Source organism: Pseudomonas sp. GM41(2012) (assembly GCF_000282315.2).
In the GTDB taxonomy this organism is placed as follows: Bacteria; Pseudomonadota; Gammaproteobacteria; order Pseudomonadales; family Pseudomonadaceae; genus Aquipseudomonas.
Genome location: NZ_AKJN02000005.1, coordinates 103,588 through 118,737 on the forward strand (window position 1 = coordinate 103,588; position 15,150 = coordinate 118,737).

General features: G+C 59.1%; 15 protein-coding genes. 11 read left to right on the plus strand and 4 right to left on the minus strand.

Annotated elements, in window-relative coordinates:
• Positions 1-3 precede the first annotated feature (3 nt).
• From PMI27_RS26305 to PMI27_RS31985, 8 genes are all read left to right on the plus strand, one after another.
• Positions 4-1,014 carry a Gfo/Idh/MocA family protein gene (locus PMI27_RS26305; RefSeq protein ID WP_008153859.1) on the plus strand — a complete coding sequence of 337 codons (1,011 nt, stop codon included), beginning with the start codon at positions 4-6 and terminating at the stop codon, positions 1,012-1,014.
• A 126-nt stretch (positions 1,015-1,140) separates the two neighbouring features.
• On the plus strand, positions 1,141-2,193 hold the full coding sequence (locus PMI27_RS26300; RefSeq protein ID WP_033053013.1) for a Gfo/Idh/MocA family protein: 1,053 nt from the start codon (positions 1,141-1,143) through the stop codon (positions 2,191-2,193).
• A 156-nt stretch (positions 2,194-2,349) separates the two neighbouring features.
• Positions 2,350-3,276 carry a sugar ABC transporter substrate-binding protein gene (locus PMI27_RS26295; RefSeq protein ID WP_008153857.1) on the plus strand — a complete coding sequence of 309 codons (927 nt, stop codon included), beginning with the start codon at positions 2,350-2,352 and terminating at the stop codon, positions 3,274-3,276.
• 70 nt (positions 3,277-3,346) lie between these two features.
• The gene (locus tag PMI27_RS26290) at positions 3,347-4,912 is read left to right on the plus strand and encodes a sugar ABC transporter ATP-binding protein (RefSeq protein ID WP_008153856.1); all 1,566 of its coding nucleotides are present in this window, start codon (positions 3,347-3,349) and stop codon (positions 4,910-4,912) included.
• A 138-nt stretch (positions 4,913-5,050) separates the two neighbouring features.
• The gene (locus tag PMI27_RS26285; protein WP_008153855.1) at positions 5,051-6,073 is read left to right on the plus strand and encodes an ABC transporter permease; all 1,023 of its coding nucleotides are present in this window, start codon (positions 5,051-5,053) and stop codon (positions 6,071-6,073) included.
• A gap of 328 nt (positions 6,074-6,401) precedes the next feature.
• A complete protein-coding gene (locus PMI27_RS26280; protein WP_007907888.1) occupies positions 6,402-6,806 on the plus strand; it encodes a TraR/DksA family transcriptional regulator in 405 nt (134 codons plus the stop codon).
• Positions 6,807-7,388: 582 nt separating this feature from the next.
• Positions 7,389-8,612, plus strand: a complete 1,224-nt coding sequence (locus PMI27_RS26275; RefSeq protein WP_443200774.1) for a methyl-accepting chemotaxis protein — start codon at positions 7,389-7,391, stop codon at positions 8,610-8,612.
• 836 nt (positions 8,613-9,448) lie between these two features.
• A complete protein-coding gene (locus PMI27_RS31985) occupies positions 9,449-9,664 on the plus strand; it encodes a hypothetical protein (RefSeq protein ID WP_008151671.1) in 216 nt (71 codons plus the stop codon).
• Here the strand turns inward: PMI27_RS31985 and PMI27_RS26270 are convergent.
• The 3 genes from PMI27_RS26270 to PMI27_RS26260 form a co-directional block, all read right to left on the minus strand.
• Positions 9,661-9,900 (minus strand): DUF2789 domain-containing protein, encoded by a 240-nt coding sequence (locus PMI27_RS26270; protein WP_008151672.1) that lies wholly within the window; start codon positions 9,898-9,900, stop codon positions 9,661-9,663. The genes PMI27_RS31985 and PMI27_RS26270 overlap by 4 nt on opposite strands.
• A 131-nt stretch (positions 9,901-10,031) precedes the next feature.
• The gene (locus PMI27_RS26265; RefSeq protein ID WP_008151675.1) at positions 10,032-10,262 is read right to left on the minus strand and encodes a hypothetical protein; all 231 of its coding nucleotides are present in this window, start codon (positions 10,260-10,262) and stop codon (positions 10,032-10,034) included.
• 158 nt (positions 10,263-10,420) lie between these two features.
• Complete coding sequence (locus tag PMI27_RS26260) at positions 10,421-10,669, minus strand: hypothetical protein (RefSeq protein WP_008151677.1); 249 nt, start codon at positions 10,667-10,669, stop codon at positions 10,421-10,423.
• 411 nt (positions 10,670-11,080) lie between these two features.
• Between PMI27_RS26260 and PMI27_RS26255 the strand changes: the two genes are divergently transcribed.
• The 3 genes from PMI27_RS26255 (at position 11,081) to PMI27_RS26245 (ending at position 12,889) form a co-directional block, all read left to right on the plus strand.
• Positions 11,081-11,551 carry a hypothetical protein gene (locus PMI27_RS26255; protein ID WP_008151679.1) on the plus strand — a complete coding sequence of 157 codons (471 nt, stop codon included), beginning with the start codon at positions 11,081-11,083 and terminating at the stop codon, positions 11,549-11,551.
• Positions 11,551-11,754, plus strand: coding sequence for a hypothetical protein (locus PMI27_RS26250; RefSeq protein WP_008151681.1), 204 nt, complete (start codon positions 11,551-11,553; stop codon positions 11,752-11,754). The genes PMI27_RS26255 and PMI27_RS26250 overlap by 1 nt, the downstream gene beginning before the upstream one ends.
• 118 nt (positions 11,755-11,872) lie before the next feature.
• Positions 11,873-12,889, plus strand: coding sequence for an ABC transporter substrate-binding protein (locus PMI27_RS26245; RefSeq protein ID WP_008151683.1), 1,017 nt, complete (start codon positions 11,873-11,875; stop codon positions 12,887-12,889).
• An 86-nt stretch (positions 12,890-12,975) separates the two neighbouring features.
• On the opposite strand, the gene PMI27_RS26240 is transcribed toward PMI27_RS26245, so the two are convergent.
• Positions 12,976-15,108 carry a TonB-dependent receptor gene (locus tag PMI27_RS26240; protein WP_008151685.1) on the minus strand — a complete coding sequence of 711 codons (2,133 nt, stop codon included), beginning with the start codon at positions 15,106-15,108 and terminating at the stop codon, positions 12,976-12,978.
• Between the last annotated feature and the right edge of the window lie 42 nt (positions 15,109-15,150).

Here is a 15,150-nt window from a genome sequence, read left to right on the forward strand (position 1 = left end):
TAAATGTCTTTAAAGATCGGCGTCATCGGCACCGGGGCCATCGGCCAGGACCACATTCGTCGTTGCAGCCAGACCTTGCTCAATAGCCAGGTGGTTGCGGTGACCGACATCAACTTGCAGCAAGCCGCGAAGGTCGTTTCCGACCTGAAGCTGACCGCCGAGGTTTATCCCGACGGCCACGCGCTGATCCAGGCGCCCGAGGTCGAAGCAATCCTCGTCACCTCCTGGGGCCCGAGCCACGAAGAATTCGTGCTGGCGGCGATTGCGGCGGGTAAGCCGGTGTTCTGCGAGAAGCCGCTGGCGGTCACCGCTGAAGGCTGTCGGAAAATCGTCGAGGCCGAAGTGGCCTATGGCAAACGCCTGGTGCAGGTTGGCTTCATGCGTCCGTATGACGAAGGCTATCGGGCACTCAAAGCCGTGATCGACAGCGGTCAGATTGGTGAACCGTTGATGTTGCACTGCGCGCACCGCAACCCGACCGTGGGGGAAAACTACAAGACCGACATGGCGATCACCGACACGCTGATCCATGAGCTGGACGTGTTGCGCTGGTTGCTCGACGACGATTACGTGTCGGTGCAAGTGGTGTTCCCGCGCAAGAGCAGCAAGGCGCTCGCGCATTTGAAAGACCCGCAAATTGTGCTGCTGGAAACCGCCAAGGGCACGCGCATCGACGTGGAAGTGTTCGTTAATTGCCAATACGGCTACGACATCCAGTGCGAAGTGGTGGGGGAGACCGGCATCGCCAAACTGCCGGAGCCGTCGCAGGTTCAGTTGCGCAGCGGGGCGAAGTTGTCCAACGCGATTTTGATGGACTGGAAGGATCGCTTCATCGCGGCGTACGACGTTGAGTTGCAGGCGTTCATCGATGGTGTGCGGGCCGGGCAGGTCGGTGGCCCGTCAGCGTGGGACGGCTTCGCCGCTGCCGTCGCAGCAGACGCGTGCATCGAAGCACAGAACAGCGGCCAGATCGTCAAAGTTGCTCTCCCTGACCGCCCACACTTCTACGGCTAACCCGATCCCCTGTAGGAGCAAAGCTTGCTCGCGATAAACGATAACGCGGTGTGTCAGAGCTGGCGCCATCGCGGGCAAGCCATGCTCCTACAGGGGGCGGTGTCGATTTCTGATCAGGAGAACAATATGCGTATCGGACTTGTCGGTTACGGCCATGGTGGCCGGTTTTTCCATGCTCCGCTGATCAGCAGTTTGCCGGCGGCGACGTTCGTGGGTGTGGTCACCCGTTCACCGGAACGCCGGCAGTTGCTGGCAGCCGAGCACCCTGGGGTGCCGGCGTTCGACAGCATCGGCCAACTGGTGGAGGCCGGAATCGATGTGCTGGTGGTGTCCACGCCGCTCAAGGGGCGTCCGGCACTGGTGCTCGATGGCATCGAACACGGTGTGGCGGTGGTCAGCGACAAACCGTTCGCCGCTGACGCGCAGCAAGCTCAAACCCTGATCACCATGGCCGAGCGCCAGGGTGTGCAGCTCAGCGTCTACCAGAACCGTCGCTGGGATTCGGACTTCCTGACCGTGCGCAAGCTCATCGAATCCGGTGCGCTGGGCCAGGTCACCCGTTTCGAATCACGGATCGAGCGTTACTCACCGCAGGCGGTGAACAACGGCAGTGGCGGTGGTTTCCTGCGCGATCTGGGCAGCCATCTGGTGGATCAGGCGTTGCTGTTGTTCGGCCCGGTGACACGGGTCTACGCCGAGCTGGATTACCTTGAAAAAGGCCAGGCCTTCGATAACGGCTTCTTTATGTCCCTGACCCATGCCAGTGGCGTCACCTCACACCTGGGCGGCAGCTGCCTGCAAAACACCCCCGGCCCGCGCTTTCGGGTAACCGGCAGCCAAGGCTGTTACAGCGTCGATGGCCTGGACGGGCAAGAAGCATCGGCACTCGCCGGGCTCTCGCCGAAATCCGAAGGTGAGCGTTGGGGCGTTGAAGAGCATCGCCGCTGGGGCTGGTTCGAACAAGGCGAAGTGCGCGAGCGGGTTCCCTCCGAGCGCGGTTGCTGGAATCAGTTCTATTTACAGCTACAAACCGCGTTGCAGAGCGGTGGCCCACTGCCTGTGGATGCCCGTGATGCACTGGCGACCACCCGCGTGCTAGACGCTGCGCGACTGAGCGCCGAGCGGCATCAAGTGGTGGAATTGAGCCCGTTCAAGAGCCATGGAATAAAATCAGAATAAAATTCTAAAATGAGTTGATATAGAAATTATATTCTAATAGAGTCATTTCCAGCGACCTGCCTCGCCACCTGTTTCAACCCTTTTCCCGCTTGCCTGCTTACTGAAATCGTCACGCCTCATCCATAAAACCAACAAGAATGTGGAGAAAGACTTTTCATGAAGACCAAGATCCGCTTCGCCTCACTTGCCTTGTCCCTGATGTTCGCCAGTGGCGCGGCGCTCGCCGATATGAAGATCGGCGTCAGCATGTCCCAATTCGATGACACCTGGCTGACCTACCTGCGCGAATCCATGGACAAGAAAGCCAAGTCCTATCCCGAGGGCGTGCAGCTGCAATTCGAAGACGCCCGCAGCGACGTGGTCAAGCAGTTGAGCCAGGTCGAAAGCTTCATCAGCCAAAAGGTAGATGCCATCGTGGTCAACCCGGTGGATACCGCTGCCACCAAGAAAATCACTGAAGCCGCCGTCAAGGCAGGCATCCCGCTGGTCTACGTCAACCGCCGCCCCGATGACCTGAAGCTGCCCAAAGGCGTGGTCACTGTCGCCTCCAACGATCTGGAGGCCGGTGAAATGCAGATGCAGTACCTGGCCGACAAAATGGGCGGCAAGGGTGACATCGTGATTCTGCTGGGCGACCTCGCGAACAACTCCACCACCAACCGCACCAAGGGCGTCAAAGACGTTCTGACCAAATACCCGAACATCAAGATCGAGCAAGAGCAGACCGGTATCTGGTCGCGGGACAAGGGCATGACCCTGGTCAACGACTGGCTGACCCAGGGCCGCAAGTTTGACGCGGTCATCGCCAACAACGACGAAATGGCCATTGGTGCTGCGATGGCCCTGCAACAGGCCGGCGTCGAGAAAGGCAGTGTGCTGATCGCCGGTGTCGATGGAACCCCGGACGGTCTGAACGCGATCAAGAAAGGCAACATGGCCGTCTCGGTGTTCCAGGACGCCAAGGGTCAGGCCGACGGTTCGATCGACACCGCCGTGAAAATGGCCAAAAACGAGCCGGTTGAACAGGCCGTGTGGGTGCCATACCGCTTGATCACCCCGCAAAACGTCGACACGTTCAAATAGCCCGTCCGTTCAATAACAACAATAAACACGCAAGGTTGCGACCGCGACCTTGCTGATGGAGTACCTGATCATGTTCGCTTCAGCGACTGCTTCGAGCACCCCGTTGGTGGGTATCCAGCCAGCTGCAACACCTGTCGATGAGCCGTACCTGCTGGAGATCATCAACGTCAGCAAGGGATTTCCCGGTGTGGTGGCCTTGTCCGATGTGCAGCTTCGGGTACGCCCCGGCTCCGTGCTGGCCCTGATGGGCGAAAACGGCGCGGGCAAATCCACCCTGATGAAAATCATTGCCGGCATCTATCAGCCGGACGCCGGTGAACTGCGCCTGAGAGGCAAACCGGTGGTCTTCGAAACGCCATTGGCTGCGCTCCAGGCCGGTATCGCGATGATCCACCAGGAACTCAACCTGATGCCGCACATGAGCATCGCCGAGAACATCTGGATCGGCCGTGAGCAGCTCAACGGTTTCCACATGATCGACCACCGTGAAATGCATCGCTGCACGGCGAAACTGCTGGAACGCCTGCGGATCAACCTCGATCCAGAAGAGCTGGTCGGCAACCTGAGCATCGCCGAACGGCAGATGGTCGAGATCGCCAAGGCCGTGTCCTACGATTCCGACATCCTGATCATGGATGAGCCGACCTCGGCCATCACCGACAAGGAAGTCGCGCATCTGTTCTCGATCATTGCCGACCTCAAGAGTCAGGGCAAAGGCATCATCTATATCACCCATAAAATGAACGAAGTGTTCAGCATCGCCGATGAAGTGGCGGTGTTCCGTGACGGCGCCTACATCGGCTTGCAGCGGGCCGACAGCATGGACGGCGACAGCCTGATTTCGATGATGGTCGGCCGCGAGCTGAGCCAGTTGTTCCCGGTGCGTGAAAAGCCGATCGGCGATCTGCTGCTGTCGGTGCGCGACCTCAAACTGGACGGTATTTTCAAGGATGTTTCCTTCGACCTGCACGCTGGCGAGATTCTCGGCATCGCCGGGTTGATGGGCTCGGGGCGGACCAACGTCGCCGAAGCGATTTTCGGCATTACCCCGAGCGATGGTGGCGAGATGCGTCTCGACGGCGAAGTGGTGCGCATCAGCGATCCGCACATGGCGATCGAGAAGGGCTTCGCGCTGTTGACCGAAGATCGCAAGCTCAGCGGCCTGTTCCCGTGCCTGTCGGTGCTGGAGAACATGGAAATGGCGGTGTTGCCGCATTACGCCGGCCACGGTTTCATCCAGCAAAAAGCCCTGCGCGCCTTGTGCGAAGACATGTGCAAGAAGCTGCGGGTCAAAACACCGTCGCTGGAGCAGTGCATCGACACCTTGTCCGGCGGTAATCAGCAGAAAGCCTTGCTGGCGCGCTGGCTGATGACCAATCCACGGGTCCTGATTCTCGACGAGCCGACCCGCGGTATCGACGTCGGCGCCAAGGCCGAGATCTACCGGCTCATTTCCTGCCTCGCCAGCGAAGGCATGGCGGTGATCATGATTTCGTCGGAACTGCCGGAAGTGCTCGGCATGAGCGACCGGGTGATGGTCATGCACGAGGGCGACCTGATGGGCACCCTCGACCGCAGCGAAGCGACCCAGGAACGAGTGATGCAATTGGCCTCGGGCATGTCCGCGGTTCACTAAATCAAGGGTGGACGCATTTCTGTGGTGAGGGGATTTATCCCCGTTGGGCTGCGAAGCGGCCCCAAAAGAATGGGACTGCTGCGCAGTCCAACGGGGATAAATCCCCTCGCCACACAGATTTCTAATGAAGGGTGGGTTATGAACGCGATACTGGAAAACAAGCCAGCAACCGCACCGGTCAAGAGTCGCCGGCGCTTTCCGACCGAATTGAGTATTTTCCTGGTGCTGATTGGCATCGGCCTGGTTTTTGAAGTGTTTGGCTGGATCGTGCGCGACCAGAGCTTCCTGATGAACTCCCAGCGTCTGGTGCTGATGATTCTGCAGGTGTCTATTATCGGTCTGCTGGCGATCGGTGTGACCCAGGTCATCATCACCACCGGCATTGACCTGTCGTCCGGTTCGGTACTGGCGTTGTCGGCGATGATCGCCGCCAGTCTGGCCCAGACGTCGGACTTCGCCCGGGCGGTGTTTCCGTCGCTGACTGACTTGCCGGTGTGGATTCCGGTGATTGCCGGGCTCGGGGTAGGGCTGCTGGCGGGGGCGATCAACGGCAGCATCATTGCCATCACCGGTATCCCGCCGTTCATTGCCACCCTCGGCATGATGGTCTCGGCCCGTGGTCTCGCGCGTTACTACACCGAAGGCCAACCGGTGAGCATGCTCTCGGATTCCTACACGGCGATCGGACACGGCGCGATGCCGGTGATCATTTTCCTGGTGGTCGCGGTGATCTTCCACATCGCCCTGCGTTACACCAAGTACGGCAAATACACCTACGCCATCGGCGGCAACATGCAGGCGGCGCGTACCTCGGGGATCAACGTCAAGCGGCATCTGGTGATCGTCTACAGCATTGCCGGTTTGCTGGCAGGCCTGGCGGGTGTGGTGGCGTCGGCACGGGCCGCGACCGGGCAGGCCGGGATGGGCATGTCTTATGAACTGGACGCGATTGCCGCGGCCGTGATCGGCGGCACCAGCCTGGCCGGTGGAGTAGGGCGCATCACCGGCACGGTGATCGGCGCACTGATCCTCGGGGTCATGGCCAGCGGTTTCACCTTCGTCGGCGTCGATGCCTACATTCAGGACATCATCAAAGGCCTGATCATCGTGGTCGCAGTGGTCATCGATCAGTACCGCAACAAGCGCAAACTCAAGCGCTGAGCCCCAGAAAAAGCAGCCAATGCGCCACGCCTGACCCGCGTGGCGTAACCATTTGTCTTCTATATACAGCCGCTCGATTGAATTTCTTGCTATAAACGCACTCCGATATCCACCGCAAAGACTGCCATAGAGCACTTTCAGGGCTTTGTCGGACGAATTCGCTGTCTTTTCAGTTGCTGAGGCCTCAAGTCGGCCTTAGACTGCCGCCCCTCGTAAATTGAGTGCCGGGTGGCGCTTGGAATTAAACGGCGCCGTTCCGATGGCCGACCCAGGTCCGCCGGAACGCTCCCTAATTCGCCTTAATGCACGTTTTTTTATAGAGATATCAATGACAAAGGACAAGTTGCTGGCCATGCCGGCGGATGACTACATGAATGCCGAGCAACATGCTTTTTTCTCTGAGCTGTTGCAGAACATGAAAGTCGAAACCCATGAGCGCATCGAACAGAACCGCATCGCCATCGAAAGCCTGGACACCCCGGCCGATCCGGCCGACGCTGCTTCTGTAGAAGAAGAGCGCACCTGGCTGGTGAACGCGATCGATCGCGACCAGCGCATGCTGCCTCAGTTGGAACAGGCTCTGGAACGCATCAAGGAAGACAGCTTTGGCTGGTGCGACGACAGCGGCGAGGCCATTGGCCTGAAGCGCCTGCTGATCAGCCCGACCACCAAGTACTGCATCGAAGCTCAAGAGCGTCACGAACAGATCGACAAGCACCAGCGTCAGGCCTGATTTCGTAACGCCCCGCATCGCGGGCAAGCCTCACTCCTGGCAGGAGCAAGGCTTGCCCGCGATGCTTTTTTTCGTCTGCGAAAAACCCGCGTACTTCTATTGATCTGCTGCAATACCCACTACTAATGGACCATAGATAATGGCCTTGTAGTGGCGTTTAATGCCGATACAACAATTAGAATTATGGGTGGGGTGACGAAGATGACGCGTGACGGATCTCTGGTTGCAGCAGCGTCTGCACCCGTGCTTTTGCCGAAAAACCTTTGGCTGACGCCGACCCTGCAAAGCATCGCCCTGATGCTCTTGTTGTGCGGCATAACGCTGGGCGGCTGGTCGCTTTACCTTGGCCTGCCTTTGGCGGTGCTGGTGATCTGGCTACCTCGCTTGCGCTCGCGCGCCATCCCTGAGGCAACCCCTGTCGACAGCACCAGCGCGATTGCCGAGTTGACTCGCGATCTTTCCTACACCACCAGTCATAACGCGTTGTCTGCCGCCGGTGTGGCCTTTTCGGTCAAGCAACTGGCCGACAAACTGCAGTCGCAGCTCGGTGCCGCGGCGCAGATTGTCAGCAACGCCGAAGTGATGATCGCGACCGAACAAGCCACCTCGACACTCAGCCGGGAAGCCCTCAGTGCGGCCAGCGAGGCTCATCGGAGCAGCGCGGCGGGACGTACGGAGCTGATCGAGTCCATCGCCCGCATGCATCAACTCAGTCAGCGTGCCAGTAACAGCCGTGAACTGATCGAAGCCCTGAGCCTGCGCAGTGATGATATTCAACGGGTCACCCTGGTGATCCAGTCCATCGCCAGCCAGACCAATCTGCTGGCATTGAACGCGGCTATCGAGGCGGCGCGGGCCGGTGAGCATGGTCGCGGATTTGCGGTGGTGGCCGATGAGGTTCGCGGTCTGGCCGCGCGCACGGCGACGGCCACCGGCGAAGTCGGGGAAATGGTCGCTGATATTCAGCAACGTACCGCGCAAGTGGTGGAGCAGATCCGTCAACTGTCCAGCGACCTCGACACCGGTGTCGAGCAGGTCGAGCACACCGGTCAGCACTTGGAGAATATTGCGCGTCTGGCTGCCGGCGTCGAAAGCCAGGTCGGGGAAATCGCCAGGGGCGCCGACACCAACCGCGAACAACTCGATAGCCTGTTTCACGCCATCGAACAGATGCGCAGCGACCTGGCGATCAGCGATCAACAGACCCAGCGTCTGGCCCAGGCCGCGGTGCAAATGGAAGGTCAGGCCGAAACCATCAGCGAACGCCTCGCCGAAGTCGGGCTGGATGACTATCACCAGCGGGTTTATGACCTGGCCCGCGAGGGAGCGAGTCAGATCGCGGCGCGCTTTGAAGCGGATATCGACGAGGGGCGCGTGAGCCTCGATGACCTGTTTGACCGCAATTACCAAACCATTCCCAACACCAGCCCGGCCAAGTACCAGACCCGCTTCGATCGCTACGCCGATCAGGTCTTGCCGGCGATCCAGGAACCGTTGTTGCCGCGTCATGAAGGCCTGGTGTTCGCCATCGCCTGTACGCAGCAGGGCTATGTGCCGACCCACAACAAGGTCTTCAGCCAACCCCTGACCGGTGATGCGCAGGTCGATACCTTGCAGAACCGCACCAAACGCAAATTCGCCGATCGCACCGGGATTCGCTGTGGCAGTCATCAGCAGGCCGTACTGCTGCAAACCTACACCCGCGACACCGGTGAGCTGATGCACGACCTTTCGGTGCCCATCATGCTCAAGGGCCGGCATTGGGGTGGTTTGCGGTTGGGTTATAAGCCGGAAAGGCCTCGTTGATAGACCGGCTGTTCGCTTAGGGGTGTTGGGGTACATATCCGTTACTGCGGTGATGGCTGGTTACGGTTTCGCTCTTACAGCGACTCCCTTTTGCAGACGCCCAAAAGGAAGCAAAACGCTTTGCCCCTCCATTCGGTGCCTCGCCTCGGCTCGGCATGCCCTCACTCCGGCATTGCTCCGGGGGCCCGCCGCCATCGGCCATCCATGGCCGGGGGCGGCTACCGCGGCATCCTTGCCGCGGTGCCCCCTGCGCAACGCCTGCGTTCGGCCTCTGGGAAAGGGGCAAGCAGATCAAGATCAAAAGCCAAAGCAACAGCAAGATCAAAAGATCGCAGCCTCGTTTCACTCGACAGCTCCTACAGGGAGGAAGGGTGTACGCACGCTTCTCACCACTCAACAGGCCGAGCGTTAGCTCGCCTGCAGCTTTTGATCTGGACGCACCGCCCCCTCGAGAGGCCGAGAGGAGGTTCTGCGCAGTGGGCAACCCGGCATGGATGCCGGGTTAGCCGCCCCCGGCCATGGATGGCCGATGGCGGCGGGCCCACGGAGCAGGACCGGAGCGAGGGCATGCCGAGCCTAGGCGAGGCACCGAACGACAGGGGCAAGAGCCCTTGGTTACTTGGGGCTCTTCCAAGTGACTCGCTGTAAAAGCGAAACCGATAGCCGCCGTAACCGCAAAAACGGATATGCACACAAAAAACAGGTCGGCCCTTGATCCGTCGCCCATTGTTACCGGTTCAACAACGAAGCTGTGCAGTTGCATTGCTGTTTCCAAGCGAATGAACTCATTACCATGCCTACATAGTTAGGTTGCTAATGAAACTCGAGAGGTCAGCATGCAAAGCAGAGTCGATGTCGCGGTCATGATAGGCAGCGGTGTGCCTGCCAGTTTGCGTTCGCTGGGGAGGAGCGTCTGTTGGGTGGTGCTGCTCAATGGTGAACGCCGCGGAACGGCATTCTCAAGTCGCGAAGAGGCGCAGGAGTGCAGGGCTGCCTGGTTGGCGCAATTGAACGCCAAAACACCCGACAGCCTGCATGGAATCAGAGGCTAGTGGATCTGATGCATGCGCAGGTTCAGGTCGTCGACCACCCGCGCCCAATCCGCGTCTTCACGCAATTGTTCTTTCAGGAAGCCTGCTTGCTGCGGGGTCCAGAACTCGGCATCGATGAGTTTCTTGTTGTCGGCCAGGGGTGAATGGCTGGCAATGAAATCGTCGATGGCTTTCTCGCTGGAGTCCAGGCCGAGTTGGTCGAACAAACCTTTCAAATCATGTGTCGGTGAATCCATGTTCATCTCCTTGCGGGTCGCGTCGAGTGCGAGATCTGAGGGGCGGCGTCAATACATCTGAGAGAGCCGCGCTTCAGGAGTTCGATGGCGATGTTCAAAAGCAGAAGTGAGCATAGACTGCAAACCGGTTATCAGGCTTTCAATGCACCTTCATCGACGGCAACCTTCAGCGCCTTGGCGGCGTCCTGGGCGGCAACGGCGGCGACGTCCGAGGTCTTGAACCAGCGATCCTTCTCGACCTGGTGATAGGTCACGGTGGTCAGCGGTGGTTTGGCGCGCATGATAATGACTGCCTGGAATTCGCCTTCGACTTCTCTGGCTTCGCCCCGGATAAAAAATTCACCGATATCAAATTCCGTCACGTAGCAGCCTTCCCTTGAAAATATTCTGTTGTTTTGAACGCCGCCCACCCTGGGGACGGGTTTCATTGGTCGGGCAGTATGGCAGTAGTTGCATGCCGGCGGCTGAGTTAAGTCGCCGGCATGACGAAGCGTCTATGGAAATGAACGTGGCGGGATCGTCAACCGGGTAACTCGAGCGAGCGCGCAAGAGCGCAGGCTTCGTTATGATTGCCGCGGAAACCTCTGACGCGGCCGGTGGAAATTTCCTTGATATGAAAAAAGGCGTTGCCGGCCAGAATGACCTGGAAGCGTGGCCGGGCGAGCTCTTCAGGGTAGTATTCATGCGGTTGAAACATCCCGGGGGGCAGCGTCCTCGAGCTGTTCGTACTGGGCGCCTGAGGGTGAGCAAAATGTGTCAGCGTGCACATATGAAGTCCTTTTCGTTGTTTTACCGACGTGCGTACGTGGTTTTGGGTAGTCTCGATGAGCATCGCTGCTCTAGAATCACCGTCAGTGTTTGGCGATCGATGTTCATCTAAAGCAATTTTTTGCTGGCGATATGTCGGAAAAGTGCTTTTTTTAAAGAGCTTTTTCCCTAAAGTTGGTAGTCCCGTTTTTCTGGCCGTCGGAAGGGCTTTTTCCTTCAACCTCTGACGAACGTCAGGCAAGACGACGTGAGTGCTGTTCCAGTAGTCTTCTCAAGCCTCGCGATGGATGAGCCCTCTGCTCGTTTCAGGATTTCAACCCGGGTCTTTTTGCGACACCTTCGGCATTGCCGCTTTTTTCTGCTGTGCGCTGTTTTAGCGTGCAGCATCATTTTCATATGTGGGGATGTTTCCTTGGCAGTAAGTAATCTCGATATGCATGCTTTGTTCGTGCTGGGTGATTTGCGCGCAAAGCTGGTTAAACAGTTCCAGTCACGTTTTGTTTACATCACCGAACAGAACGCTGAAGGCATTTATATTGCCGAGATCGACACCGAAGAGGCGCTGGTGGTTGATGACAAACCGGGGCTTAAACTCAAGGTCGGCGATCATTTCAGCGCCTCTGTATTGCCCAGTCGCGAAGGCGGCAAGCTGGACATCAAGTTCCGTGAAATCAAACTGACGGTGTACGGCCTGGGTGATTACGCGTTCGTCACCACCGCTGATGGCCACGGGATTGTGTTCAAGGAAGGTCATAGCGTGGTGATGGTGTTCGCCGCTCACCAACAGTTGCAGGAAGGCCTGACCAAAACCCTGAAAGCCGTGACCGCCAAGGCTGCCAAGTGGCGCAAAGGGGAACTGGTCACCTTCAAGGCCAGCGAATAATGACCCTGACCCGCGCCGACTTCCACGAACAGAACCAGGCCAGTGCGCAAGCCGAAGCCCTGCGGATGTTCGACCAGAAGGCTGTTTTGCAAGGTGCATGGCTGGGTTGGGTGGCATCACAGATCTATACGTTGCGTCCGGCGGAGTACGCCAGCATGGTACGAAGAGCGTTGGCGCGCTTGCAGGAACCGTCCGAAAACTGATTGACCTCCCTCGAAAGCAGGAACCTCTACTACAGTCAGTGGACTGAGTATTCAGAGGCTTTGCGGTCTTCTGCCAGGCCATCCTGCTATTGCTGTGAACAGCACGAGGTGCAAAAGCATGAACGGATTTCGACGGTTGCTGGCCGCTACCCTGGCCACTTTCGGATTGTTGGCTTCACCCGTTCCGGTGTTCGCTGCCCAGGCGCCGATCCACTTCGCCGACCTGAACTGGGAAAGCGGCAGCCTGATCACCGATATCCTGCGGATCATCGTCGAGAAGGGCTACGGGCTGCCGACCGATACCTTGCCGGGGACGACCATCACCCTGGAGACCGCGCTGGCCAACAATGACATTCAGGTGATTGGCGAAGAATGGGCCGGTCGCAGTCCGGTCTGGGTCAAGGCTGAGGCAGAAGGCAAAGTCGCGAGTCTCGGCGATACGGTCAAGGGCGCCACCGAAGGTTGGTGGGTGCCCGAATACGTGATCAAGGGCGACCCGGCGAAAGGCATCAAGCCGCTGGCGCCGGGCCTGCGCAGTGTCAGCGACCTGCCGAAGTACAAAGGCGTGTTCAGCGATCCGGAAACCCCGGGCAAGGGGCGCTTCCTCAACAGCCCGATCGGCTGGACGTCGGAAGTGGTCAACAAACAGAAACTCAAGGCGTATGGGCTGGACGACAGCTATGTGAATTTTCGCAGCGGTTCAGGGGCAGCGCTGGATGCGGAGATCAGCTCTTCGATTCGGCGCGGCAAACCGGTGCTGTTCTATTACTGGTCGCCAACACCGTTGCTCGGCCGCTTCAAACTGATTCAGCTCGAAGAGCCGCCGTTCGACGCCGATGCCTGGAAAACCCTGACCGACGCCGACAACCCGAATCCGAAACCGACACGCTCGTTGCCCTCGAAGCTGTCCATCGGTGTGTCCACGCCATTCCAGAAGCAGTATCCGCAGATTGCCGAGTTCTTCACCAAGGTCGATTTGCCAATCGATCCATTGAACAAGGCGCTGGCCGAGATGAGCGAAAAACACACTCCGCCACGGCAGGCGGCGCAGGCGTTCATGAAGGCGCACCCGGAAGTGTGGCAGGCCTGGGTGCCGAAGGATGTGGCGGATAAAGTCTCTGCCGAGTTGAAGTGAGCGAATCACCTTTGTAGGAGCCGAGCTTGCTCGCGATGGCGATTTCAAGGACGCCATCGCCGGCAAGCCGTGCTCCTACAGCGGTCTTAGAATCGGGTCTGCACCGCCAACTCGAAGGTGCGCGGCGTACCGAGATAATACGCCGGTGACACATGGGCAAACTCGGCATACACCTCATTGGTCAGGTTGCGTACCCGGCCGGTGACGGTGGTGTGTTGATCGACCTTGTAGCTGAGGAACGTTCCGTAAAGCGTATACGACGGCACGGTCAGGGTGTTGGCGCTGTCGGCAAACACCGAGGCCACATACCGCGCATCGACACCGCCCTGCCATTGCGGCGCGAAGTCATAGGTCAGCCATAGATTGCCGACCCGGTCCGGCACGTTGGTCGGTGTGTTGCCTTTGCGTGAAACCACGACACCCGCCGCATTCTTCTCGTTGAATTCGTCGTACTGCGCATCGACCCAGGCGAAGTTGCCTTCGGCCAACAGCTTGTCAGTGATCCTCAACGAACTGGCCAGTTCGATCCCTTTGGACGTCTGCTGACCCACTGGAATGCTGCTGGTCGGATCCAGTGGATCGGTGACTGCGAAGTCCTTTCGCTCAATCGTGTAAGCCGCCACTGTCGCCGAGCCGCGGCCGTCCAGATAGTCGAATTTACTGCCGACTTCCCATTGCTTGCCGGTGGACACGTCGAAGTCTTGTGTACCGTTAGGCTGTTCGGCGGCGGTGCTGTATTGCACGTAGACGTTGGCTTCGGGGATGAATTGATAAGTCAGGCCGACCCGACCGGTCACCGGCTCCCAGCTGCGCTTGAGGTGCCGGGGATTACTGGCGGTCACGACTCGGTGGTTGGTCACGTCCAGGTCGATGTCGTCGTAACGCAGGCCGGTCAGCAGCGCGAGTTTGTCGGTGAGTACCAAACGGTTCTCGGCGAACAGGGCTTTGGTGGTGACTTCGTTGGTCTTGTCGCTGACAAACCCCGGTTTGGTGCCCGGGATGTCATAGAAGTGACCCGGCTGGAAGTTATTCGGGTTGACGGTGCTGGCGCCTTTGACGTTCAGCGGCGAGTTGGTGGTCTGGTTGACCTTGTACTCGAAGCCGCCGGACCAGGTCGTGTCCAGCCCGAACAGTGTGTTGTCGTGGCGCAGTTCGAACTGGTTGCCGTTTTGCTCGCCCTGATGCCGGACCTGATACGCCGTGGAGCGATTCACCGCACTGTTGTCGGCGTTGTACTGGTAGGTTTCCAGGTTGCGGTAATCGCGCTGGCTGTCGAGGTGGTAAAGGGTGTTGCGCAGGGTGGTGCTGTCGTTGATCCGGTAGTCGATGATCGAGCGCAGCCAAATCGTGCGCTGCTCGTAGCGGCCGTCCTCGACGTTGTAGTTGTTGAAGCGATTGTGCTTGTCGATCTTCAATTCGCCGGCCTTGGGGTTGAGCACCGGTGTGCCCCAGTAAGGGCTGTCTTCGTGTTCATCCTGATATTCCAGCGCCAGGGTGTGGGACAGGTCGGGCGTCAGGTCGCTGAGCAGCGAGAACGCCACGCTCCACGCATCACGCTCCTGACGGTCGATGTAGCCGTTACCGGTGTTGTGGCTGACGTCGAGCCGCGCGTAGTGCTGCACGTCCGCGCTGGCATCGTTCAGGGCGTGGTTGAGGCCGAATGCGGTCTCGGTGGTGTCGTAACTGCCATAGCTGACCCGGCCTTCGACGGCTTGCTCTTCACGGGTGGCCAGTTTGGTCACGTAGTTCAGCGAACCGCCCACGGAACCGGCACCATTGATCAGCGATGACGGGCCGCCCACCAGTTCCACTCGATCATAGATCCAGGCGTCTACCGGCCGGGCGAGGCCGCCGGAGACATTGATGCCGTTGAACATCTGGGTGATCTGGCTGCTGGTGAAACCGCGATAGGAGACGAACCCACCGAAACCCGGCGGTGCGCTGGCGTTGACGCCCGGCAAGGTGTTGGCGGCGTCCTGGAAATTCTGCGCACCGTGGCGCTCGATGTCGTTGCGGTTGGCCACGGCCACCGAGGCCGGGGTTTCGCGCACGCTCAGGCCAAGCCGCGATGCCATGCCGCTGGACTGATCCAGACTCAGACCCGGCTCAGCCGTCGCTTCGCCATCAATGGTGATGGGCGCGAGGTCGACGGTGGATTGCGCCCAGGCGTTTACAGACAGGCAGCCGAACAGGCTTGCCAGTAAAGGAATGCGTTTCATCGATGAGTCCTGAATGCTTGACTAGGAAACAGCGCACACGCC

What these genes read in the sequence shown, in the direction of transcription:
- PMI27_RS26305 (WP_008153859.1), top strand. Translation starts at nt 4, where the DNA reads ATGTCTTTAAAGATCGGCGTCATCGGCACCGGGGCCATCGGCCAGGAC.
- PMI27_RS26300 (WP_033053013.1), top strand. Translation starts at nt 1,141, where the DNA reads ATGCGTATCGGACTTGTCGGTTACGGCCATGGTGGCCGGTTTTTCCAT.
- PMI27_RS26295 (WP_008153857.1), top strand. Translation starts at nt 2,350, where the DNA reads ATGAAGACCAAGATCCGCTTCGCCTCACTTGCCTTGTCCCTGATGTTC.
- PMI27_RS26290 (WP_008153856.1), top strand. Translation starts at nt 3,347, where the DNA reads ATGTTCGCTTCAGCGACTGCTTCGAGCACCCCGTTGGTGGGTATCCAG.
- PMI27_RS26285 (WP_008153855.1), top strand. Translation starts at nt 5,051, where the DNA reads ATGAACGCGATACTGGAAAACAAGCCAGCAACCGCACCGGTCAAGAGT.
- PMI27_RS26280 (WP_007907888.1), top strand. Translation starts at nt 6,402, where the DNA reads ATGACAAAGGACAAGTTGCTGGCCATGCCGGCGGATGACTACATGAAT.
- PMI27_RS26275 (WP_443200774.1), top strand. Translation starts at nt 7,389, where the DNA reads ATGATCGCGACCGAACAAGCCACCTCGACACTCAGCCGGGAAGCCCTC.
- PMI27_RS31985 (WP_008151671.1), top strand. Translation starts at nt 9,449, where the DNA reads ATGCAAAGCAGAGTCGATGTCGCGGTCATGATAGGCAGCGGTGTGCCT.
- PMI27_RS26270 (WP_008151672.1), bottom strand. Translation starts at nt 9,900, where the DNA reads ATGGATTCACCGACACATGATTTGAAAGGTTTGTTCGACCAACTCGGC.
- PMI27_RS26260 (WP_008151677.1), bottom strand. Translation starts at nt 10,669, where the DNA reads ATGTGCACGCTGACACATTTTGCTCACCCTCAGGCGCCCAGTACGAAC.
- PMI27_RS26250 (WP_008151681.1), top strand. Translation starts at nt 11,551, where the DNA reads ATGACCCTGACCCGCGCCGACTTCCACGAACAGAACCAGGCCAGTGCG.
- PMI27_RS26245 (WP_008151683.1), top strand. Translation starts at nt 11,873, where the DNA reads ATGAACGGATTTCGACGGTTGCTGGCCGCTACCCTGGCCACTTTCGGA.
- PMI27_RS26240 (WP_008151685.1), bottom strand. Translation starts at nt 15,108, where the DNA reads ATGAAACGCATTCCTTTACTGGCAAGCCTGTTCGGCTGCCTGTCTGTA.